The sequence below is a fragment of the Thermoanaerobacterales bacterium genome (genome assembly GCA_030019475.1).
Taxonomy (GTDB): domain Bacteria; phylum Bacillota; class Desulfotomaculia; order Desulfotomaculales; family JASEER01; genus JASEER01.
Window position 1 is genome coordinate 1 of the sequence record JASEER010000022.1, and the last position, 16,546, is coordinate 16,546.

General features: G+C 63.3%; 20 protein-coding genes and 1 riboswitch. Of the genes, 7 read left to right on the forward strand and 13 right to left on the reverse strand.

Translation table 11 applies throughout. The features are described from left to right. The 6 genes from QMC81_07145 to QMC81_07170 all read right to left on the reverse strand — a co-directional run. A partial coding sequence (locus tag QMC81_07145; protein MDI6907242.1) for a cache domain-containing protein occupies positions 1–607 on the reverse strand: 607 nt, incomplete at its 3' end. 185 nt (positions 608–792) lie between these two features. Further along, positions 793–1,470 carry a metal-dependent phosphohydrolase gene (locus QMC81_07150; protein MDI6907243.1) on the reverse strand — a complete coding sequence of 226 codons (678 nt, stop codon included), beginning with the start codon at positions 1,468–1,470 and terminating at the stop codon, positions 793–795. A 107-nt stretch (positions 1,471–1,577) separates the two neighbouring features. Further along, positions 1,578–1,664, reverse strand: a riboswitch (cyclic di-GMP riboswitch). 351 nt (positions 1,665–2,015) lie between these two features. After that, complete coding sequence (locus QMC81_07155; GenBank protein ID MDI6907244.1) at positions 2,016–3,272, reverse strand: hypothetical protein; 1,257 nt, start codon at positions 3,270–3,272, stop codon at positions 2,016–2,018. 3 nt (positions 3,273–3,275) lie between these two features. Continuing rightward, complete coding sequence (locus tag QMC81_07160) at positions 3,276–4,016, reverse strand: hypothetical protein (protein MDI6907245.1); 741 nt, start codon at positions 4,014–4,016, stop codon at positions 3,276–3,278. Then, positions 4,017–4,724 carry an ABC transporter ATP-binding protein gene (locus QMC81_07165; protein ID MDI6907246.1) on the reverse strand — a complete coding sequence of 236 codons (708 nt, stop codon included), beginning with the start codon at positions 4,722–4,724 and terminating at the stop codon, positions 4,017–4,019. Next, a complete protein-coding gene (locus QMC81_07170; GenBank protein ID MDI6907247.1) occupies positions 4,714–5,106 on the reverse strand; it encodes a GntR family transcriptional regulator in 393 nt (130 codons plus the stop codon). Before QMC81_07170 ends, QMC81_07165 begins: the two co-directional genes overlap by 11 nt. 361 nt (positions 5,107–5,467) lie before the next feature. Here QMC81_07170 and QMC81_07175 point away from each other — a divergent pair, with 361 nt between their 5' ends. Both QMC81_07175 and QMC81_07180 read left to right on the forward strand, forming a co-directional pair. Further along, a complete protein-coding gene (locus QMC81_07175) occupies positions 5,468–5,728 on the forward strand; it encodes a hypothetical protein (GenBank protein MDI6907248.1) in 261 nt (86 codons plus the stop codon). Beyond that, a complete protein-coding gene (locus tag QMC81_07180) occupies positions 5,725–6,099 on the forward strand; it encodes a nucleotidyl transferase AbiEii/AbiGii toxin family protein (GenBank protein ID MDI6907249.1) in 375 nt (124 codons plus the stop codon). The genes QMC81_07175 and QMC81_07180 overlap by 4 nt, the downstream gene beginning before the upstream one ends. Before the next feature lie 232 nt (positions 6,100–6,331). On the opposite strand, the gene arsN2 is transcribed toward QMC81_07180, so the two are convergent. Beyond that, on the reverse strand, positions 6,332–7,543 hold the full coding sequence (gene arsN2 / locus QMC81_07185; protein MDI6907250.1) for an arsenic resistance N-acetyltransferase ArsN2: 1,212 nt from the start codon (positions 7,541–7,543) through the stop codon (positions 6,332–6,334). Further along, on the reverse strand, positions 7,536–8,012 hold the full coding sequence (locus QMC81_07190; GenBank protein ID MDI6907251.1) for a MarR family transcriptional regulator: 477 nt from the start codon (positions 8,010–8,012) through the stop codon (positions 7,536–7,538). The genes arsN2 and QMC81_07190 overlap by 8 nt, the downstream gene beginning before the upstream one ends. A gap of 242 nt (positions 8,013–8,254) precedes the next feature. Between QMC81_07190 and QMC81_07195 the strand changes: the two genes are divergently transcribed. Both QMC81_07195 and QMC81_07200 read left to right on the forward strand, forming a co-directional pair. Then, the gene (locus QMC81_07195; protein ID MDI6907252.1) at positions 8,255–8,608 is read left to right on the forward strand and encodes a type II toxin-antitoxin system MqsR family toxin; all 354 of its coding nucleotides are present in this window, start codon (positions 8,255–8,257) and stop codon (positions 8,606–8,608) included. A 55-nt stretch (positions 8,609–8,663) separates the two neighbouring features. Then, positions 8,664–9,665, forward strand: coding sequence for a DUF4065 domain-containing protein (locus QMC81_07200; protein MDI6907253.1), 1,002 nt, complete (start codon positions 8,664–8,666; stop codon positions 9,663–9,665). Positions 9,666–10,063: 398 nt separating this feature from the next. Here QMC81_07200 and QMC81_07205 read toward each other — a convergent pair whose 3' ends face one another. Continuing rightward, on the reverse strand, positions 10,064–12,202 hold the full coding sequence (locus QMC81_07205) for a copper amine oxidase N-terminal domain-containing protein (protein MDI6907254.1): 2,139 nt from the start codon (positions 12,200–12,202) through the stop codon (positions 10,064–10,066). 197 nt (positions 12,203–12,399) lie between these two features. Between QMC81_07205 and QMC81_07210 the strand changes: the two genes are divergently transcribed. The 3 genes from QMC81_07210 to QMC81_07220 are packed head-to-tail and all read left to right on the forward strand — an operon-like array spanning position 12,400 to position 14,376. Then, positions 12,400–12,789: a GntR family transcriptional regulator gene (locus QMC81_07210; GenBank protein MDI6907255.1), complete on the forward strand. Its 390-nt coding sequence runs from the start codon at positions 12,400–12,402 to the stop codon at positions 12,787–12,789. Next, on the forward strand, positions 12,786–13,709 hold the full coding sequence (locus QMC81_07215; GenBank protein ID MDI6907256.1) for an ATP-binding cassette domain-containing protein: 924 nt from the start codon (positions 12,786–12,788) through the stop codon (positions 13,707–13,709). The genes QMC81_07210 and QMC81_07215 overlap by 4 nt, the downstream gene beginning before the upstream one ends. A gap of 4 nt (positions 13,710–13,713) precedes the next feature. Continuing rightward, on the forward strand, positions 13,714–14,376 hold the full coding sequence (locus QMC81_07220) for an ABC-2 transporter permease (protein MDI6907257.1): 663 nt from the start codon (positions 13,714–13,716) through the stop codon (positions 14,374–14,376). 67 nt (positions 14,377–14,443) lie between these two features. On the opposite strand, the gene QMC81_07225 is transcribed toward QMC81_07220, so the two are convergent. The 4 genes from QMC81_07225 to QMC81_07240 all read right to left on the reverse strand — a co-directional run bounded on the left by QMC81_07225 (position 14,444) and on the right by QMC81_07240 (position 16,464). Then, positions 14,444–14,605: a hypothetical protein gene (locus QMC81_07225; GenBank protein ID MDI6907258.1), complete on the reverse strand. Its 162-nt coding sequence runs from the start codon at positions 14,603–14,605 to the stop codon at positions 14,444–14,446. Between the two features lie 58 nt (positions 14,606–14,663). Next, complete coding sequence (locus tag QMC81_07230; protein ID MDI6907259.1) at positions 14,664–15,410, reverse strand: SagB/ThcOx family dehydrogenase; 747 nt, start codon at positions 15,408–15,410, stop codon at positions 14,664–14,666. A 168-nt stretch (positions 15,411–15,578) separates the two neighbouring features. Next, positions 15,579–15,815 carry a PIN domain-containing protein gene (locus tag QMC81_07235; GenBank protein ID MDI6907260.1) on the reverse strand — a complete coding sequence of 79 codons (237 nt, stop codon included), beginning with the start codon at positions 15,813–15,815 and terminating at the stop codon, positions 15,579–15,581. 31 nt (positions 15,816–15,846) lie between these two features. Next, positions 15,847–16,464, reverse strand: coding sequence for a PRC-barrel domain-containing protein (locus QMC81_07240; GenBank protein ID MDI6907261.1), 618 nt, complete (start codon positions 16,462–16,464; stop codon positions 15,847–15,849). Positions 16,465–16,546 lie beyond the last annotated feature (82 nt).

A 16,546-nucleotide genomic window follows, 5' to 3' on the forward strand; every position in this document is an offset into this window, starting at 1 on the left:
CAACCAGCCCGGCCAGGGACATCTGCCAGGTGACAGAGGTTACGGCCGCCTGCACACGGTCCAGGGAGAGGCCGACGAACCACATCCCGATAACCCGGCCTGCCTCGTCCTTCAGCGGCATGTAGGCGGTGAGGTGGGGCACGCCGGCGACGTCAGCCTCCCCTAAATAGCTTTCGCCCTTCTTCAACACCGTTTCCACGACTTGGGGCGCCGCCTTGGTGCCGACCTTGCGGTTGCCTTTCTCGTCCTTGACCGTCGTGGCGACCCGGGTGTCGTCCTGGAAAACGGTCACCGCATCGCCGGTCAGGGACGTAACGTTGTCCACGACGGCGAAGTTTTCGTTCATCACCGTATCGCCCTTGTAGAGCTTGCCGTCCTTAACCGCCCAGGGCCCGGGATACTGCTGATCGATAAGCGCGTAGCTTAACGCGAGGTCCTTCTTCAAGGATTCCTGGCTGGTCTCAAACATGTGACCGCGGGTAAGATACAGCGCGATACCCAGCGAGACCGCAAGGGTCAACACGATGAGAAAGCCGACAGTAAAACGCACTATCTGCCGTAAAGACCACGTACGTTTCCTGCCGGTGTCGGGAGTTCCTGTCTTCATGTCCTAATCTCACTCTCCTTACGCGAAAACCCGAAGCTGCAACCCCGACAACAGAAGTGCGCGGCCGGCTTGCTCACTTCTCCACGCCCGTGCTTTCTTAACGATGCCCCCCAACACATTGCCGTCCGGCCCCGCCGCCTCCGGCCTCTCCATTTCGTGTTTGGTGTAGGCTCCGGACAGCTGAATCACCTCCCTTCCCTTCGTTTACCCTCGGCGGCCCGGACGTTGCCCGACAGAAGATCGACCATGCGGCAGCCATCGTAACCAGGGTGCCCGTTCTCCTCGCAGACGATGATTTTATGCCCCCACACCTCCAGGTGGACCCGGGCGCCGCGCCGGGTAATGGCGGCGGAAAGCCCGTCCACCAGCCGGACCAGGCGGTAGGCGGGTTTGAGCTCAGCCGGGAAGGTGCGGGGAAGCTCCTCTTCCTCATGGTGGTGGTAAAGGATCAGGGTGGCCACGGTGTCGCTGATGCGGTAGTCACGCGCGGCCAGGGCCGCGCTGCGGGCGGCATGCCGCCGGCCGTCCTCAAAAACGTCGGCGGGGCGTACGCGGTCCCCGACCGCCAGCCGTGGTTGGATCTTCCCCATATCGTGAAAGACGAGCGCTTCAACCAGGGGCCTTCGGTGAACGCCGATGCGGGTCGGGATCCCCTGTTGATCGAGATCCGCCAGAAGGTATAAGCAGTTGACAACGTGCTGGTAACAGCCGTCCGCGATGACCCCGGTGACGACGATTTCACCGGTATGGGGCTGGTACTCGTCCGTGTATTCCGGGATGGACCGCAGGCGTTCTTCCAGCGCGCGGTCGGGGAAAAACAGGCGGGTTATGACAAGGTTGGGTTGCGCGGCGGGCGATGGCATGGGACTCTGTTAACCTCCTGGTTATCCGTTTCACAAGGTTTGGCATAAAAAAAGACCCATGCCGGGTACGGTGAGTCCGAAGATTGATAATGGGTTTTCGGCCTCCACCCGGCAACTGGCTGGCATAGCGGTATTCCGCCTTAGCCCCTTTAGCTTTGCGCCGCCACCTTTCGGTGACTTTGCCTTGAGCGGGTTTAGTCAAGCAACCTTCAGCTTGACTTCGACATTTATTCACATTTTGTTAACAATATAGGAAGAATAAGATTTAGGCAAGGAGAGAAATACGTCATATACTGTCACAATACGGCGAAGGTGAAAGCATTAAAACCATATTCAAGTGGGAAAGAAGTAGTACACTCTTCAAGGCGCATTACGGAGAAAAGTACGGCTTCTCCAGAAAGCTGAACCACCCCTTGTGGGAAACAACGGGCCTGGTCGTCAGACCAGGCCCGTTCACCCCGGTCCGGCTTCCTCGCCGGTCAACCGGTCCCAGCCCGCCAGGGCGAGGGTGACCGGGGCCGGCGCCGGGACCGCCGCGCCGGCCATCATCTCAAGTCTTCTACCGTTGCGGAACGAAGGTAGATGTTGGACGCCTCCGTTTCGATGTCCACCCTGTACCGCCCGTTGCCGACCCGGCCGGTGGCCTTCCGTCCCCCGTCACCCCATTCCACAATGGTCAGCGGCAGGTCGGTGACGATTCTCCCCGGCCCGGTTGCGGTGACGATCACCCCCGGCCTGCTTACGGCCGTAACCTGGTAACCCTCTCCCGTCAGGGGCAGCTCGTACAACACGTTGCTGCCGCTCTTGGCGGTCACCCGCGTATCGCCGCGGATGTCGCGCAGATTCACGTACAATTCCTGTCCGTCGACGGTCACCGGCCCGGCGATGTGCGCCGCGTCCAGGAGGCCGCTGCGTCCCTCGACCCTCACCGCTCCGGCGACGCGGTTGACCAGGAGCCGGCCGTCGAACTTCGCCTCCAGGTCGCCCCGGATGTTCTCCACGATCACGCCGCCGTCGTGGTTGTCCAGGGTCAGGTTCCCGTCGATGTCCGCGATGTAGCCGTCGTGGATGAAGGTTTGGTCCAGGACGACGTTGCCCTTTACGCCGGTAATCTCCAGGGTTGCGAAGCGGGGGCCGCCGCCGTAGACCTCGACACCCAGATCGCGTCGCAGCTTGGCTACGCGCAGTTCAGTTTCGAAGCGGTTGCCGCCGCCGTAGACCTTGACATCGCCCGTGATCCCGGTGATCCTGGCCGACCCGTTAAGGCCCAGGGTCAGTGCGCCGCACAGTCCCCGCGCCGTGATCTCTTCGCCGGTGCCGGCGATGTCCACCGCCAGATGCGGCGGAACCTCCACCATGTAGTTGACCCGGATCCCGCGCACGCCCTCGTCCCTGACCCGGGGTTCCCGCAGCCGGAAGGTCAGCCGGCCGTCATCCATAACCTTTTCCACGGCCACCCGGGGGAGGTAGCGCGCCGCCTGCTCCGGCCGGTCGGCGTAGACGACGATCTCGTAGCCGAGCCGGATCTCGTCGCCCGCCGCACCCCTGAGTTCCACGCGCCCCCCGGGTTCCGGGAAACAGACGGTTTCAACCCCGGCGGTACGGTGAGTGATGGATCCGGTCCGCGCCCGGTGCGCTACCCCGTCCCCGATGGAGTAGTCCTGCGCCTCTTCGTCGAACACCCGGTGCAGGTAGTCGCCGAAGACCCCCTGGGGGCCGTGGGCCACGAAATCCTGGACCGCGAAAAACGCCAGCGCCGCGAGGACAGCGATGAATACGGTTTTCGTCCACGGTTTGCCCACTTCTTACACCTCCACTTCCCGTTCCAGGAACCACCCGTTGAGAGCGAAAAGACCGGCCGTCAGGAATAAAACGGCGGCGATGGGCGCGGTGTTCACCGTGGACGTGCTGACCTGGGCCACATTCTCCCCGACCATGTTCACGGTCCGCAGGGTGACGTCCGGCACCCAATGAAACAGGGGACTGAGCAGGGCGCCCAGCCGGAACATCAGCCAGGAGGCGACGAAGAAGGCCGTGCCGGACGCCGGACCCCGGAAGCGGGGGACCATCCGGCCCGCCAGGAAGGTGAACTGCCCCACCACCACCGCCACAACCGTGAACAGCCAGTAGCCGACGCACAACCAGAACGGCGCCGTCCACGCGTAAGGGCCGACGGCCAGTTCCCGCACCGCCCCGGGGGCGACCAGCGCGAGACCGGCGACACACAACAGGCTCAGGGCGGTGAAGCCGATCTGTACGGCCAGCGCCTTGGCCCCGATGGTCGTCCAGCCGCGCAGGGGAAGCGAGAGCAGAAGCTGAGAGGTATTCGTGTTCCACTCCACGTGCAGGCCGTAGTAGGCCGTCCCCGCCGCCCAGACCGGCAACAGCAACAGAGGCATGAAACCGTAAGATGCGATGTCATGTGGCCCCCAGACGCCCGCCCGGGACGCCAGGAAGAGGTACCAGACCACCGCCGGGACCGCGAAGACCCCGGCCGGCAGGGCGGAGGCCCTGATCTCCTTCATCAACAACCGCCGGAACGCCATCTACGCATACACCCTCTCCCACAGGTCTTGAATGGAGCAGCCGTGACCGGCGCGCAGGTTTTCCGCCGCCCCGTACAGGGCCACTCGCCCCTCACGCAGGAACAGCACCCGGTCGAACAGGCCCTCCGCCTCGGCGACCGCGTGCGTCGCGAGAATGACCGTCTGTTCGCCGAGGCGGTACTCGCCGACGATGGCGCTGAGAATCCTGGCCCGCGATGGGGGATCGATGCCCGAGAGCGGTTCGTCCAGCAGGACCAGGGGCGCGCGGCGGGCCAGGGCCAGGACCAGCTTCAGGCGGGCGCGCTGCCCCTTCGAGAGGTCCCCCACCCGCTGCGCCGCGTCCAGCTCCATGGCGCCGAGGAGTTCCGCCGCCCGCCCGGCATCCCAGTCGGCATAAAAGGCCGACACGAAATCCAGCGTCTCCCGCACCGTCATCCAGGCGTAGAGGTGGTCGATCTCCGGCAGATAGGCGACCAGCGCCCTGGTGGCGGCCGAAGGCGGCCGCCCGTCGATCAGCACCCGGCCGGCCGTGGGCCGGACGAGACCGGCGATGCTTTTCAGCAGGGTGGATTTCCCGCTGCCGTTCGGGCCGAGCAGTCCCAGGATCAGTCCCCTTTCGATTCTCAGGTCCACCCCGTTGAGGGCGCGGGCGCGGAAGTACGTTTTGCAGAGTCCGTCTATCTCAACGATGCAACCGTTATCTGACACCGGCATCACCCCTCTCCGTCTTGTCGGCCAGGGCGTCCTCCACAAGCCGCCGGATCTCATCCGGACCGAAGCCCAGCGCGGACATCTCCTTTACGAAAGCCTCCAGAGCTTCGCCGGCCATTTCGTTCCGCATCCGCTCCACCAGTCCCGGGTCCCCCCGGATGAAGGTTCCCTGCCCTCTCAGCGTTTCGGTCAGCCCGCTGCGTTCCATCTCCTGAAAGGCCCTCTGCACCGTGTTCGGGTTGACCCTGGCCTGCTGGGCCAGTTCCCGCAGCGAGGGGATCCTGTCGCCCGGCGCCAGCTCGCCCCGGGCCACCGCCCGCTTGATCTCGTCCACGATCTGCAGGTAGATGGGCTTCGTAAGATCAAAGTCCAGCCGCACGGCCAACCTCCTTTCGCCTTGTCGGGGTGACATAGTGCACTACATCCCTAGTGCACTATGAGTATAGAACGGCCGGCTCCGGCATGTCAATACGGTAATGTGAATTCTGACTGATTTCTCCGGGGAGAGCGCACGGGCGCGCCGGGCTGAACGTTCTTCCTCATCGCCGCCGGGCGGCGGTGAGGATCGGTTTCCAGGCCCCTGATTTCCGCTCCGAATACATTCCCCTGCCTGTCAACCGCCACGAGGTACCCTCTGGGCGTTTCGGTATCATTGCGACACCTCGCTGCCGGTGCTTGACTCTGAAGGATCGCGTTCCATAAACTAGAAGTGACTCGTGGTCGGCAAGGGGGGTTTTTGTGTGTACGTAATCGAAAACACTATCAATGCCCAAACACGGAACCGGTTGAGCGAAAAGGAACTGGCGGAAATGATCCGCCGCTTGCGGTTTCCGCCGGAGTTTTGTGTCCAGGTGTATAACTTCTTTACCGATGTACCTCTCCGTGCCGTGGGCGAGTTCCTGGAGCGGCACGACATCCCCCTGGAAACGCTCAAGACATACTACGAAGCCCACGTCAGATCGGCCTATCCCAATCCGGAACTGGAGGAGATCTTCGCGTGACCGCAAGCCGGATCTGGGAGGGGCTCTTCATCAGGGCGCTGGAAATCCTGGATGCCGCCGGGATCCCCCGGGACGAATGGACCTTCGGCGGCGGAACGGCCCTGGCCTTGCGGTACCGCCATCGGGAAAGCAGGGACGTGGACGTCTTTCTGACCGACGCTCAGTACCTGGTCCGGGCAACCCCCCGACTGAATCGTACCGTGGCGGAGATCGCTCCCGAGTACGAGGAGGCGGCGACCTTTCTGAAGCTTTTCTTCCCCGAGGGGGAGGTCGATCTCATCGTCGCACCCCATCTGACACCCGATTACTTCGCGATGAAACCTTTTACACCTTGCACCCGACCTGCTCGGCTCCCGGCTCGCATCCCTTGAACGGAGATGGAGCAGGCTCCGGGAACTGTACCCGGCGGAGGTGGTGCACCTGGCGATTACCGATGACGCGCTTCGCCGGAGTGCCCCTGCGATCTTCGAGGAATTCCTCGGATGGCTCAAGACGAAGCCGCTTCCGCCCAGGCGAAGTCGGGGAGCGGGATGATCGGTGTCCCCCTGGTTTTCACTGCCGGGTAGCTTCTCCGGCCGTGCCGGTTCAGATGTTCGCACCGGCTCAGATCGGTTTTCTCATCACCACCGCCGAGAGCGGGCAGGTTTCCCGGAATTCCCGGGACTCCCGTACCGCCGCGGGAACGTCCTCCCGCCGCACCTCCGTGAAGCCCAGGCGCGCCAGATATTCCCGGTCGGTGACGGTGAGGAGATAGACCTCGTGCGCCCCGCGCTCCCGCGCCGACTCCAGGGCGCGCGCCACCAGCCGCCGTCCCAAACCCCGGCCCCTTTCCGGCGGGGCGACCGCCAGGGAGCGCAGCAGGGCGAACGGGCCGTAGTATTCGAGGCCCACGACGCCGATGACGTGCGGCGCCCGGGCTACGAAGAAACCGGCCAGGTCCGCGGGGATGCCAATCGTGGTGAGACCGGCCTCCTGCAGCAGGGCGACGGCCTGCTCCCTGTCCTCCGGGATGGCGGCGGTGAGGGCCGGTTTCCGGGCGCGGACCAGGGCGCTGACCAGGGCCCCGCCATAGGGTGCGAGTTCCCGCCTCATCTCTTCCGTGAGGGCCGCGGCCGGCATATCCTCCAGACCGTAAGCGCGGGTCGTCTCCAGTTCGACGTTCAGGAACCCGGCCCGCGCCAGCGCCTCGCGGTATTCGGCCTCCGTCAGGGCGCCGGCGACGCACCCGGCCCACAGTTCGGCGTGCCGCCGCAGCCATTCCGGGACCTCCTTCCGCCATACCATGTCGGAGACCGCCAGCCGGCCGCCCGGCTTGAGCACCCGGCAGGCTTCGGCGAGCACCCTCGCTTTGTCCGCGGCCAGGTTGATGACACAGTTGGAGATGACGACGTCCACGCTGTCGTCCGGCAGGGGAATACTCTCCATCTCGCCCTTGATGAACGCGGCGTTTTCGATCCCGCTCTTGCGCCGGTTCTCCCGCGCCAGGGCCAGCATTTCGTCGGTCATGTCCAGGCCGTAGACCTTCCCCTCCGGCCCGACCCGGCGGGCGGCCAGCAGGACGTCAAGCCCGGCGCCGCTGCCCAGGTCGAGGACCGTCTCTCCCGGCCGCAGTTCAGCCGGGGCGACGGGATTCCCGCAGCCCAGGGATGTCTGGAGCATTTGCAGCGGCAGGCCCGCGATTTCCTCCGGGGCGTAGTCCCCGCCGCAGCCGCAGCCGCCGGCGGCCGAAGAGCAGCAGCCTTCCGGCGCCCCGGCGCGGGCGGCCCGCGCGATGCCGGCGTACTTTTCGCGGACCGCTTCCTTGATTTCACTCACAGCAACAACCTCCTTTGACTCCGGTGAGGGCACCGACAAGCAGTTCCAGACTTTCCAGCACCGGCCGCCGTTTGTCCGGCGGCAGCTGTTCCAGCACGGCGCGGTTGTAGGCCTGCATGTTCCGGTCGATGGCCGCGGCCAGCTCACGGCCCTTGTCCGATGGGGACAGCAGGGTTCTCCGCCTGTCGGCGGGGTCGGCGTCCCGCAGGACAAGACCCTGCTGCACCAAGCCGTCCGCGATACGGCTGACGGTGCTCAGGTCCAGCCCCAGGACCGGGGAGATCTCACTCGGGGAGACCCCCTTCTCCCCCCGGCGGGCGACCTCCAGCAGCAGGTGGCACTGGGACAGGGTTATCCCGCAACAGCCCACCTCCCCCTTTTCCAGGAACTGCATGGCCCGGACAAGATCGACCGTCAGCCGGCGCAACTCGGCGGCCATTCGATCCAGCTCCGTCGTCACCGCTTTCACCTGCCTCAACTTCCAGCCATCCTTACGGTTCTGAACGGGAATATGGTATCATGCAATAGTTGTATACAGCAAGTGTTGAGAATTTGGGGGACACCATACCGGATTATTATCCCGAGGGACACCGGGGGACTCCATGCCGGTAAACAATCGAGTATGGTGTCCCCTGATTTTCCAAGAAGTAAGTTGCATTTCCAGGAATAGCGTGTTATCATTTAGTAACAATATATAAAGGGGAGAGACCCATGCATATTTCACCCCGCCATATTATCGATAACTTTTTAGACGAGGTCAAAAGCCTTATACGGCAAGGTCTATTTGACATGGCTGTTGGCCCGGATGAACGGGCGGCGATGATCGCCCTCGGGCTACGCTCACAGTGGGAAGTTGCGGAATACATCGAGACCTTGGAAGCAGATGATTTTGCTGAAGGCCCTAAGCCAGACGACAATCCCCTTTTTGGAGGGTATGTTTGGGTGTTCGGCCCCGAAATCGAGGGCAGCCAGTTTTACATCAAGCTAAAAGTAAGAGACCGCAGGCAGGTATTTTGTATGTCCTTTCATCCAGCGAAGTATCCCCTACGGTGCCCTTACAGGTGACCCCCGACAGGCAATCCGAACCGATCAGGACCCACTTTAAGGAAGGTGATGCTAAATGGAACGCTGGCGTTACTGCCCCCAATGCGATAGGGAAGCGAGGTTCGTTGTCGAAAACCGTACCGAGGACCATACCATAAGGGGCGAAAAGATACGGGTGGATCTACCCGTCCTGGTATGCTCGGTATGTGGCGTCGAGTTGTTCGACGAGGAGCTGACCGGGAGCGCGTTACGTGCCGCCTACGATGAGGTGCGGAGGCGGAAGGGTATGCCCTCCCCGGAGGAGTTAAAGGAAGTTCGCTCGCGCATGGGGCTTAGCCAGAGACAACTCGGCAAGCTCCTCGGATGGAGCCACATCACTATTCATCGCTATGAGAACGGTGGATTACCCAACGAGGCCCATGCCACGGTCCTGGAGTCTCTGATGAGGGACCATGGGTATGCGCTGCGGCTTCTGGAGAAGAACGCCTCCAACTTTACGCTCGAGGAACTGGCTGAATTGCGGAGCAAGTTAAACCGTTACTTGGGTACCGGCCAAGACTACGGTGCGGGGATGGGGCCGGTGCCGGCGCCTGACCTTGCGCGGGGTAACCGCCCTTTCTCCAAGACTAAGTTGGGGGGGATGATAGGCCTTTTTGCCCAAAGCGTGCCCGATCTTTTCAAAACCAAACTGTTCAAGCTTTTGTGGTATGCCGACTTCCTGCACTTCAAACGTTACGGGCGCTCCATATCGGGGCTGTCTTATGTCCACCTTAATTGGGGGCCTGTTCCAACAGACTATAACCGGCTCTTGAGTGAACTTGAGCAACACGGCATGATCCGAGTTGAGCCGGTAGTTACGGGAGATTACAATGGGGAGGTGGTTGCGGCTTTAGGTGGGGTTGCTCTTGATTCACTATCGGACGAGGAAAAAGACACGGTTCGAGCCGTTACGGATAGGTTTAAGTCTTGGTCTTCTAAGGATCTATCCGAGTACTCCCACGAGGAGAAAGGCTATACGGCTACCGGCCATGGCGAAGCAATCAGTTATGACTTCGCAAAGGACTTGTCCCTTGATTAGCCGATCGCGGCCTCTTTGTTAACACCGTCACCGTCTTACCGCAAACGCTGCTCAACGTGGTGGCCGACGATCCTTCGGACGACCGCGTCCTGGAATGCGCCGGGGCGGCCGGCGCGGCATGCGTCGTGTCCGGTGACTGTCACCTGCTTGAAGAGAACCAAAAGGCGGGCGTGCGCGTCATATTTGTGAAGTCCGTGAACTGAGGCGGGGAGTTTGAAATCAGGGGGACACCATACCGGATTATTATCCCGAGGGACACCGGGGCCCCCATGCCGACAAATAATTGAGTATGGTGTCCCCCCAATTTTAAGGGGGCCGTGTTATTAGGTGGGATATTTGGGGAGCGACGTGCGGTCTCCGGCAGGCCGGCGACCGGGCGAAATCTGCGGGCCCGTTGGTCAAACCGGGCAATCCCCCGCTATTACGGTCCGCGCCACGCCGCCGTCGGTAGCCAGCCACAAGGAGTCCCCGTCCAGCAGCATGTAGTTCACCCCGCCTTCAAGAGGCGACAGGACGACCTGCTCCGTGGTGAGGCGCCCGCCCGCAATGCTGAACTTGAGGACACCGTCCTGGAACACGGCCCACGTCCCTCCTTCAGGGTCGATGTAGAAGATTCTGGAGCGCCCCAGGTCAGGCAGATCGTTTTCGCTGCGGATGACATTGTCCTGCCCGTCAACCGCCACAATGTACCCCCTGGACGTTTCGGTATCATTGCACAGCATGTACTGGTAATCGCCTTCCAGTTCGTAGATTACGTCCTCCACCCAGACGTTGCCTCCCAGCCGGTCGGACATCTCGCGCTGCTTGTTGTAGAGCGTGTGATGGTCAATGCCCTCCCGGTAGAAGAAGTTCCCCCCGAACCAGTTGTTTGTGCAGACTAAATGCCCGTCACCTGTAAGAATAACGATACGACTGTCGTTGTCCGAACCTGCGGGGGAGCACACAAAGAAGCGGTGAGCGCCGTCCTTTCTCTCCACCTTCACTACGGGACCGAAGATATAGTTTTGGGGATGGCTGAACTTTTGGGCCTTGCCCTCACGGTCAATGCGGTAGAGCGCGTCGCGTTCTGCAAACCATAGCCAACCGTCGAGAAAGAACGCCTTACCCCCATATCTGAAGGTTTTGGCGTTGCACTTGAAAACCAGGGGCTTTCGGCCTTCTTCCAGGCAGCAGAAATATCCGGAATCCCGGCTCACCAGGTAGCGCTGTCCGTTGGCGTTGGCAGAGTGGCCGTATTCCTGTTTGTCCTTCAGCGCCTTCCTGCGCCCGTCTAAAGTCACCAGGTAGTCCCTGGTGGCATCAAGGCTTACGCGCTCGGTCACCAGCAGGAGCTTGTCTCCGTTGGGCTGGGGAACAAACCCGGCGATCCACCAGTTGCGGTCGACACCCTGTTCCTCCCCGATGACCTCCACCTGACCGTCAGGGAGCAGGTGCAAAAGCCTTCTCTGGATCATAAACGGATGCCAGCTCTCCGGCGGACAGAAATCGAGGAAAAGAACGAACCACTTGGTCCCGTCGCTGTCCACAAAGACTCTTTCAATCCGCCCCCCGTGGTTCCGGTCGATGTACGGGTTGAGGGCCGTGCACTCTTTGAACCCGCCGTCTTCCGTCCGGGAGTATGCTTTGCCCGATTCCCCGATCACCCACAGCACGCCGTCGCGGTCGACCGCCATCGACACGATCTTCTCCGGTGTGTCGGCAAACACCGCTTCCCCGTCGCCGGTCAGGTGCGCCAGCCGGCCGTCGTAGAGCCACTTTGCACCGTCCGGGGCCGTCGTCACCAGGCACTCCCGCGGTTCGTACGGGTCCCCGACCGTTTCGAAGCCGGATTCCCCGCCGGAAAACCGGACCAGGCCGGCGCCCGTCAACGCCCACTTCGTTCCGTCGGGGGTCGTTTCGACCAGCCTGATGCGGCTGTCGGGCAGGTCGCTGTTGAAGGTGGTGAACTGGACCATTTCTTGCGGGTTGGAGCGCGTGATGCGCAGGATGCCGCCCGTCGCGGTTCCGGCCCAGTAATACAGGTCGTCGGCAGCCATGGAAGTGATCAGCGGCTGGCGCAGGTAGATGTCCCACCGGCGGCCCTCGTGGTCGGGATACTCAACGGGCGCGGCCCGGGCGGTGGGAAAAGAGAGGGTCACCACTCCCTGCCGGTAGGTGACCTGGTAATCCAGGAGTTCGGCCAGCGGCCTCAAGGGGACGTAAACCTGGTTCCCGTGCTTTACGGCGCCCCTGCTCAGGGGGACTTCCACCCCGCCCTTCCCCACGTAGTCCCGGCCGGGTACGATTTCCAGGGAGACGGCCATTCCGTCCCCGGACAGGTACAGCCGTTCATCTCCGGCATACTTATGTATCTCGAGACCGAGAGCCCGGCAAAACTGCGGCAACGGCACGAACAGTTGCCCGTCCCGGATTTGCGCACCGGAAATTGAATGCTCCCTGCCGTCCACCGCAAGCCTGATATCCTGCGCGGAGGCCGCGGGGGCATAGAAAAGTAATGCCGGCACAATCAGTAACCCGATGCCCCATTTTCTTCTCATTTCGCTCCCTCCCGTCGGTATTCAATAAACCCGGTATCGGCCCGGGGCGGCCGTTGTCGCCATTGGCAACCGGTCTAATGCTCTAAGTGATAAACCCCTTCATCTTACGATTTGTGACCTTTTGCCCAGGGGACTCCTTGACAGCCTGACGCCCGTACTGTATATAGTATATATACACAGTATGCAGGGCGGTGGTTATGCAACTCCTCATCTCCCAGCACAACCCGGTGCCTCTCTACCAGCAGATCGTGGAGCAGGTCCGCGACCGGATCATGCGGGGGGAACTCGCCCCCGGTGAACCTCTCCCCTCGATCCGCGAGCTGGCCCGGGAACTGGTGACCAGTGTAATCACCACCAAGCGCGCCTACCTGGAACTGGAGCGCGAAGGGCTCATCGTCACCCGGCAGGGGGTGGGCAGCTTCGTGGCGGCGGTCGATCCCGCCGCCCTGGCGGCGGCGCGCCGGAAGGCGGCGCGGGAGCTTCTGCGCCGGGCGGTGGAGAGGGCGCGGGAGACGGGGGTAGGGGACCGGGACATCGCCCGGATGGTCGAAGAAATCCTGGCCGTGAAGGAAGGGGAGAAGGAATGAGTGTTCATCCCGTGCCGCGGGAATGGGCGGAGGGCGATGCGCCGCCGGCCCTGCGCCTGGCCGGCGTCACCAAGCGCTACCCGGGCTTTGCCCTGCGGGATGTCGACCTGGAGTTGCCGCCGGGCCGGATCATGGGCCTGGTCGGGCCGAACGGCGCCGGGAAGAGCACCCTGATCAAGATCGTCCTCAACCTGGTCCGCCCGGACGCCGGGCGGGTGACGGTCTTCGGGCTGGACCACCGGGAGCGCGAGCCGGCGGTGAAGAGCCTGGTCGGCTACGTTCCGGAGGAGAACCGCCTCTACGAGGACCTGAGCGGTGCCTGGCTCGCCCGGTTTGTCTCCCGTTACTACCCCGCCTGGGACGACCGGCTGTTCGCGCGGTTGACCGCCGGGTTCAAGGTGCCCGTGGAGAAAAAGGTGCGGGAGCTTTCCAAGGGCAACCGCATGAAGCTCTCTGTGGCCCTCGCCCTGGCGCACCGGCCGCGGTTGGTCCTTCTCGATGAACCCACCTCCGGGGTCGACCCGGTGACGCGGCACGAATTGATGGAGGAACTCCTGGAGGTCATCATGGACGAAGAACGGGCGGTGCTTTTCTCGTCGCACATCACCGAAGACATAGAAAAGGTCGCCGATACGGTGACGTTCCTGGTCGACGGGCGGATCGCCCTGACCGGGGAGAAGGACGCGGTCACGGAGTCCTGGAAACGCCTCGCCTTCCGGCCGGCGGACGCCGCAGGGGCGGAAGCGGCCCGCGGGTTGTTCCCCTATGTCGTGATCCGGGACGGCGAGGTGACGGCGGTGACCGGAAGCTTCACGCCGGAGGTTCTGGCCGCGGCGCGGGAGTTGGCCGCGGGTCCGGTCCGGGTACAGCCCATGGGGCTGGAGGAGATTCTGTTGACGCTGGTGCGCGAGGGGGAATGAAGCGGTGTGGGGCTTGATTTATAAGGACTTCTACCAGCAGGCCCGGAACCTCGGGATCATGATCGTGATCACCCTGGTCCTGGTCGTCTACGCGGCGGCGACCGGGGGCGGGGCCGGGGTCATAGCCGTCGTGGCGATCGTGGTGACCCTGAACTTCGTCCTCCGCAACGGTTACATTGAAGACCGCAACAATGCCCTGTCCTTCCTGTCCACCCTGCCCATCGGGCCGCGTGTGATCGTCGCGGCGAAGTACGCGTCCACGGCGCTGGCCGCCCTGGGGATCGCCGTTTTCGGTGTGGTCGCGGCGCGCATGGTCGCCCTTTGGGGCCTGCCGGTCGTCGCCGCCTGGAGTGACCTTCTGCTCATGGGCCTGATCAGCGCCGCTATGGCCCTGGTCCTGGGCGGGGTATACCTGCTCCTCTTTTTCCGGCTGGGGTACGCGGGCGCCGGCACCTACACCAGGATCTTCATCGTTGTCCTGGCCTTTGCCGCGGTGGCCCTCGTGAAAGCAAACGGGAACCAACCCCTGTTACCCGGCATGCTCAAGGCGATGGCGGCCCTGCAACCGTTGCCCCCCGTGGCGCTTCTGGCGCTGGCGGCTGCGGTCTGGTACGGGTGCTCCTTCGCCCTGGCGGTCCGTGTCTTCTCCCGGCGGGAACCGGGATAGGGGTAGACGTACGGGGCGAAAACCGCATTACACGGCCCGGCGGGTACCGCAGGGAACGCAAAGGGGTCTACCGGGACGATGCCTTTCCTGTAGCGGTGACGGCCATGTAATCCTTGATTTCGATTAGCAGCCTGTGCGCGGCCTCGCTGCTTTCTTCGCAGGCCATCAACTTGACCGGGACCGAGGTATCCACGCAGACGAAATCACTCACCCCGCCGGCCGCATGCATTTCCTCCCACAGGCGCCGCAGGCGGTCGAGAGCCGCACGGGCGCCCTCGCGGTCTGCCCTATGAAGGAACCAATTCCCGGGGGCGGCCGACAGTGGCCAGGTAGATGACGCCCTCCTCCATCCCGTCCAGGCCCAGGACGGCGTTCAACTGGTCGTCAAAGAAAGCGCCGATGGGGCACGACCCCAGCCCCAGGGCCGTGGCCGCCAGCAACAGGTTCTGGGCGATATGCCCGGCGTCCAGGTAGACGTAACGGTAGGCGCGGTCACCGTACTTCCAGGCCGCGCGGGCGAAGACCGCCGACCAGACGAACACTGCGTCCGCGCGGGCCACAAAACCCTGGTCCAGGGCGGCCTCGGCTATGTTCCGGGCGAAGGAGCCATCCCTGAGTCTCTCCAGGCAGTGCAGGTCGGCCAGGTAGTGGTAAAGACCCGGCTTAAGCCCTTCCACCCGGCGGACGGCCAGGTAGGTCTCAATGGGGTAGAGGGCGCCGGCCGAGGGTGCGGCCCGCAGGGCGAACCCCTTTGAACGGCGGGTGATGCCCTGTGTCGTCCATAACAGCTGGGACAATTCCTCCGTGGTTACCGGCGCCGCTCCGTCGTAGCGCCGCCGGCTGCGGCGGCGGCGGATGACCTCCCACAGCGGCGCACCGCCCTCTTCCTCGGGGGCGGGCAGGGGCACCCTTTCCGTGCCGGCGTACGCCTTAACCGGCTCCGGCCGTGCCACCGGTACCGGGCGGGAGCGGGCAAGGCCTGAGCGGCTGTGCTTGGTCCGGGCCTGAAAAAGGGGCCCGATCTCCAGCAGCATTTTTCCGTCGCCTCCCGATGGCCTCCATGGTCAGCCTTCAATTATATTCTCCTGAAGGCCTAAAGGGTACGTGTTGTAGGGGGTAAGTTGGGCACGTCCGGATCCCGGTGAATTTGTACATTACCGGTATTCAGATGCCCAACGGATGCCTTGTATGCTTGCCGCGGATCAGGCTAACCCTTCAGGGAGCGTGATAAAGCCCATCCGCCGGAAGTGGTGGTCAAAAGCCAGGGCGGCCGGGAGCTTGAGCTCATTCATTACCGCGAAACTCGTACAATCGGTGAAAGAGAAGTCCTTGTCGCTGTACCGGACAAAGAGTTCCCAGGCCCTCTGCCACCTTTCCGGGGTGATCGGCAGCATCTTGACGACCTGCATCATCATCCCCTCCGCGCTGGGCGAATTCACCTTTCACCCCCTCATTTCCTCCCTCGGCCGATCAGAAGTTGAAGTCTTGGTCTTCTTTCTCCGCCCGGGCCGTGCGCTTACGCCAGCGAAGACCGCGGCCCTTGAGTTTCTCGGTGAGCCGGCGCGCCCGCTGTTCCAGGCCGCCGTCGAGGGGGGTGATCTCCTCGCGGGCCTCGTCGCTGACGACGATGATCTCCTTGCCCAGGGTTCGCAGGGTGCCGGCGGGCATCCAGGAGCGGCCCTTGAGGGTGGCCCCGAGGGAGGACGGCGCGACCTCCAGGCCGGCGACGGCGCCGGTCGGCGGGTCGATGCCGTAGTCCACCACCGTGCCCAGGATGTCGCCGCTCTCGGTGACGACGCGTGCCCCGACGAGGGGGGTGCGGTCCTTCCAGAGCTGGACCATCTCCGGCAGGTTGGCGGCCTTCTGGGCGGTCTGGCCGCGGGAGACCGTGACGGCGTTGGCTCCCATGGAGTGGACCTTGGCGAAGGGGATGAACCTTTGCTCTTTAAACACCCCGCGCCCCTCGACCACCAGGGCGACGAGGGCCTTTGCGGTTGGGTTGAGAATCAGGCCCTTGATGTGGCCCACCTTCGCCCCTTCCTCCAGGCTGATCACGGGCAGGCCCAGGAGTTCACTGGACTTACGCACGCGGGACCCCTCCTTCTCTCCCGGCCGTTTATGGGATTTTATGCCGTTTCCTGGTTTTGTATGCCTACCCGGGGTTATAATT

Coding starts and splice junctions, on each gene's coding strand:
- QMC81_07195 (MDI6907252.1), top strand. CDS start 8,255: ATGCATATTTCACCCCGCCATATTATCGATAACTTTTTAGACGAGGTC.
- QMC81_07200 (MDI6907253.1), top strand. CDS start 8,664: ATGGAACGCTGGCGTTACTGCCCCCAATGCGATAGGGAAGCGAGGTTC.
- QMC81_07210 (MDI6907255.1), top strand. CDS start 12,400: ATGCAACTCCTCATCTCCCAGCACAACCCGGTGCCTCTCTACCAGCAG.
- QMC81_07160 (MDI6907245.1), bottom strand. CDS start 4,016: ATGGCGTTCCGGCGGTTGTTGATGAAGGAGATCAGGGCCTCCGCCCTG.
- QMC81_07150 (MDI6907243.1), bottom strand. CDS start 1,470: ATGCCATCGCCCGCCGCGCAACCCAACCTTGTCATAACCCGCCTGTTT.
- QMC81_07215 (MDI6907256.1), top strand. CDS start 12,786: ATGAGTGTTCATCCCGTGCCGCGGGAATGGGCGGAGGGCGATGCGCCG.
- QMC81_07230 (MDI6907259.1), bottom strand. CDS start 15,410: ATGCTGCTGGAGATCGGGCCCCTTTTTCAGGCCCGGACCAAGCACAGC.
- QMC81_07225 (MDI6907258.1), bottom strand. CDS start 14,605: ATGCATGCGGCCGGCGGGGTGAGTGATTTCGTCTGCGTGGATACCTCG.
- QMC81_07205 (MDI6907254.1), bottom strand. CDS start 12,202: ATGAGAAGAAAATGGGGCATCGGGTTACTGATTGTGCCGGCATTACTT.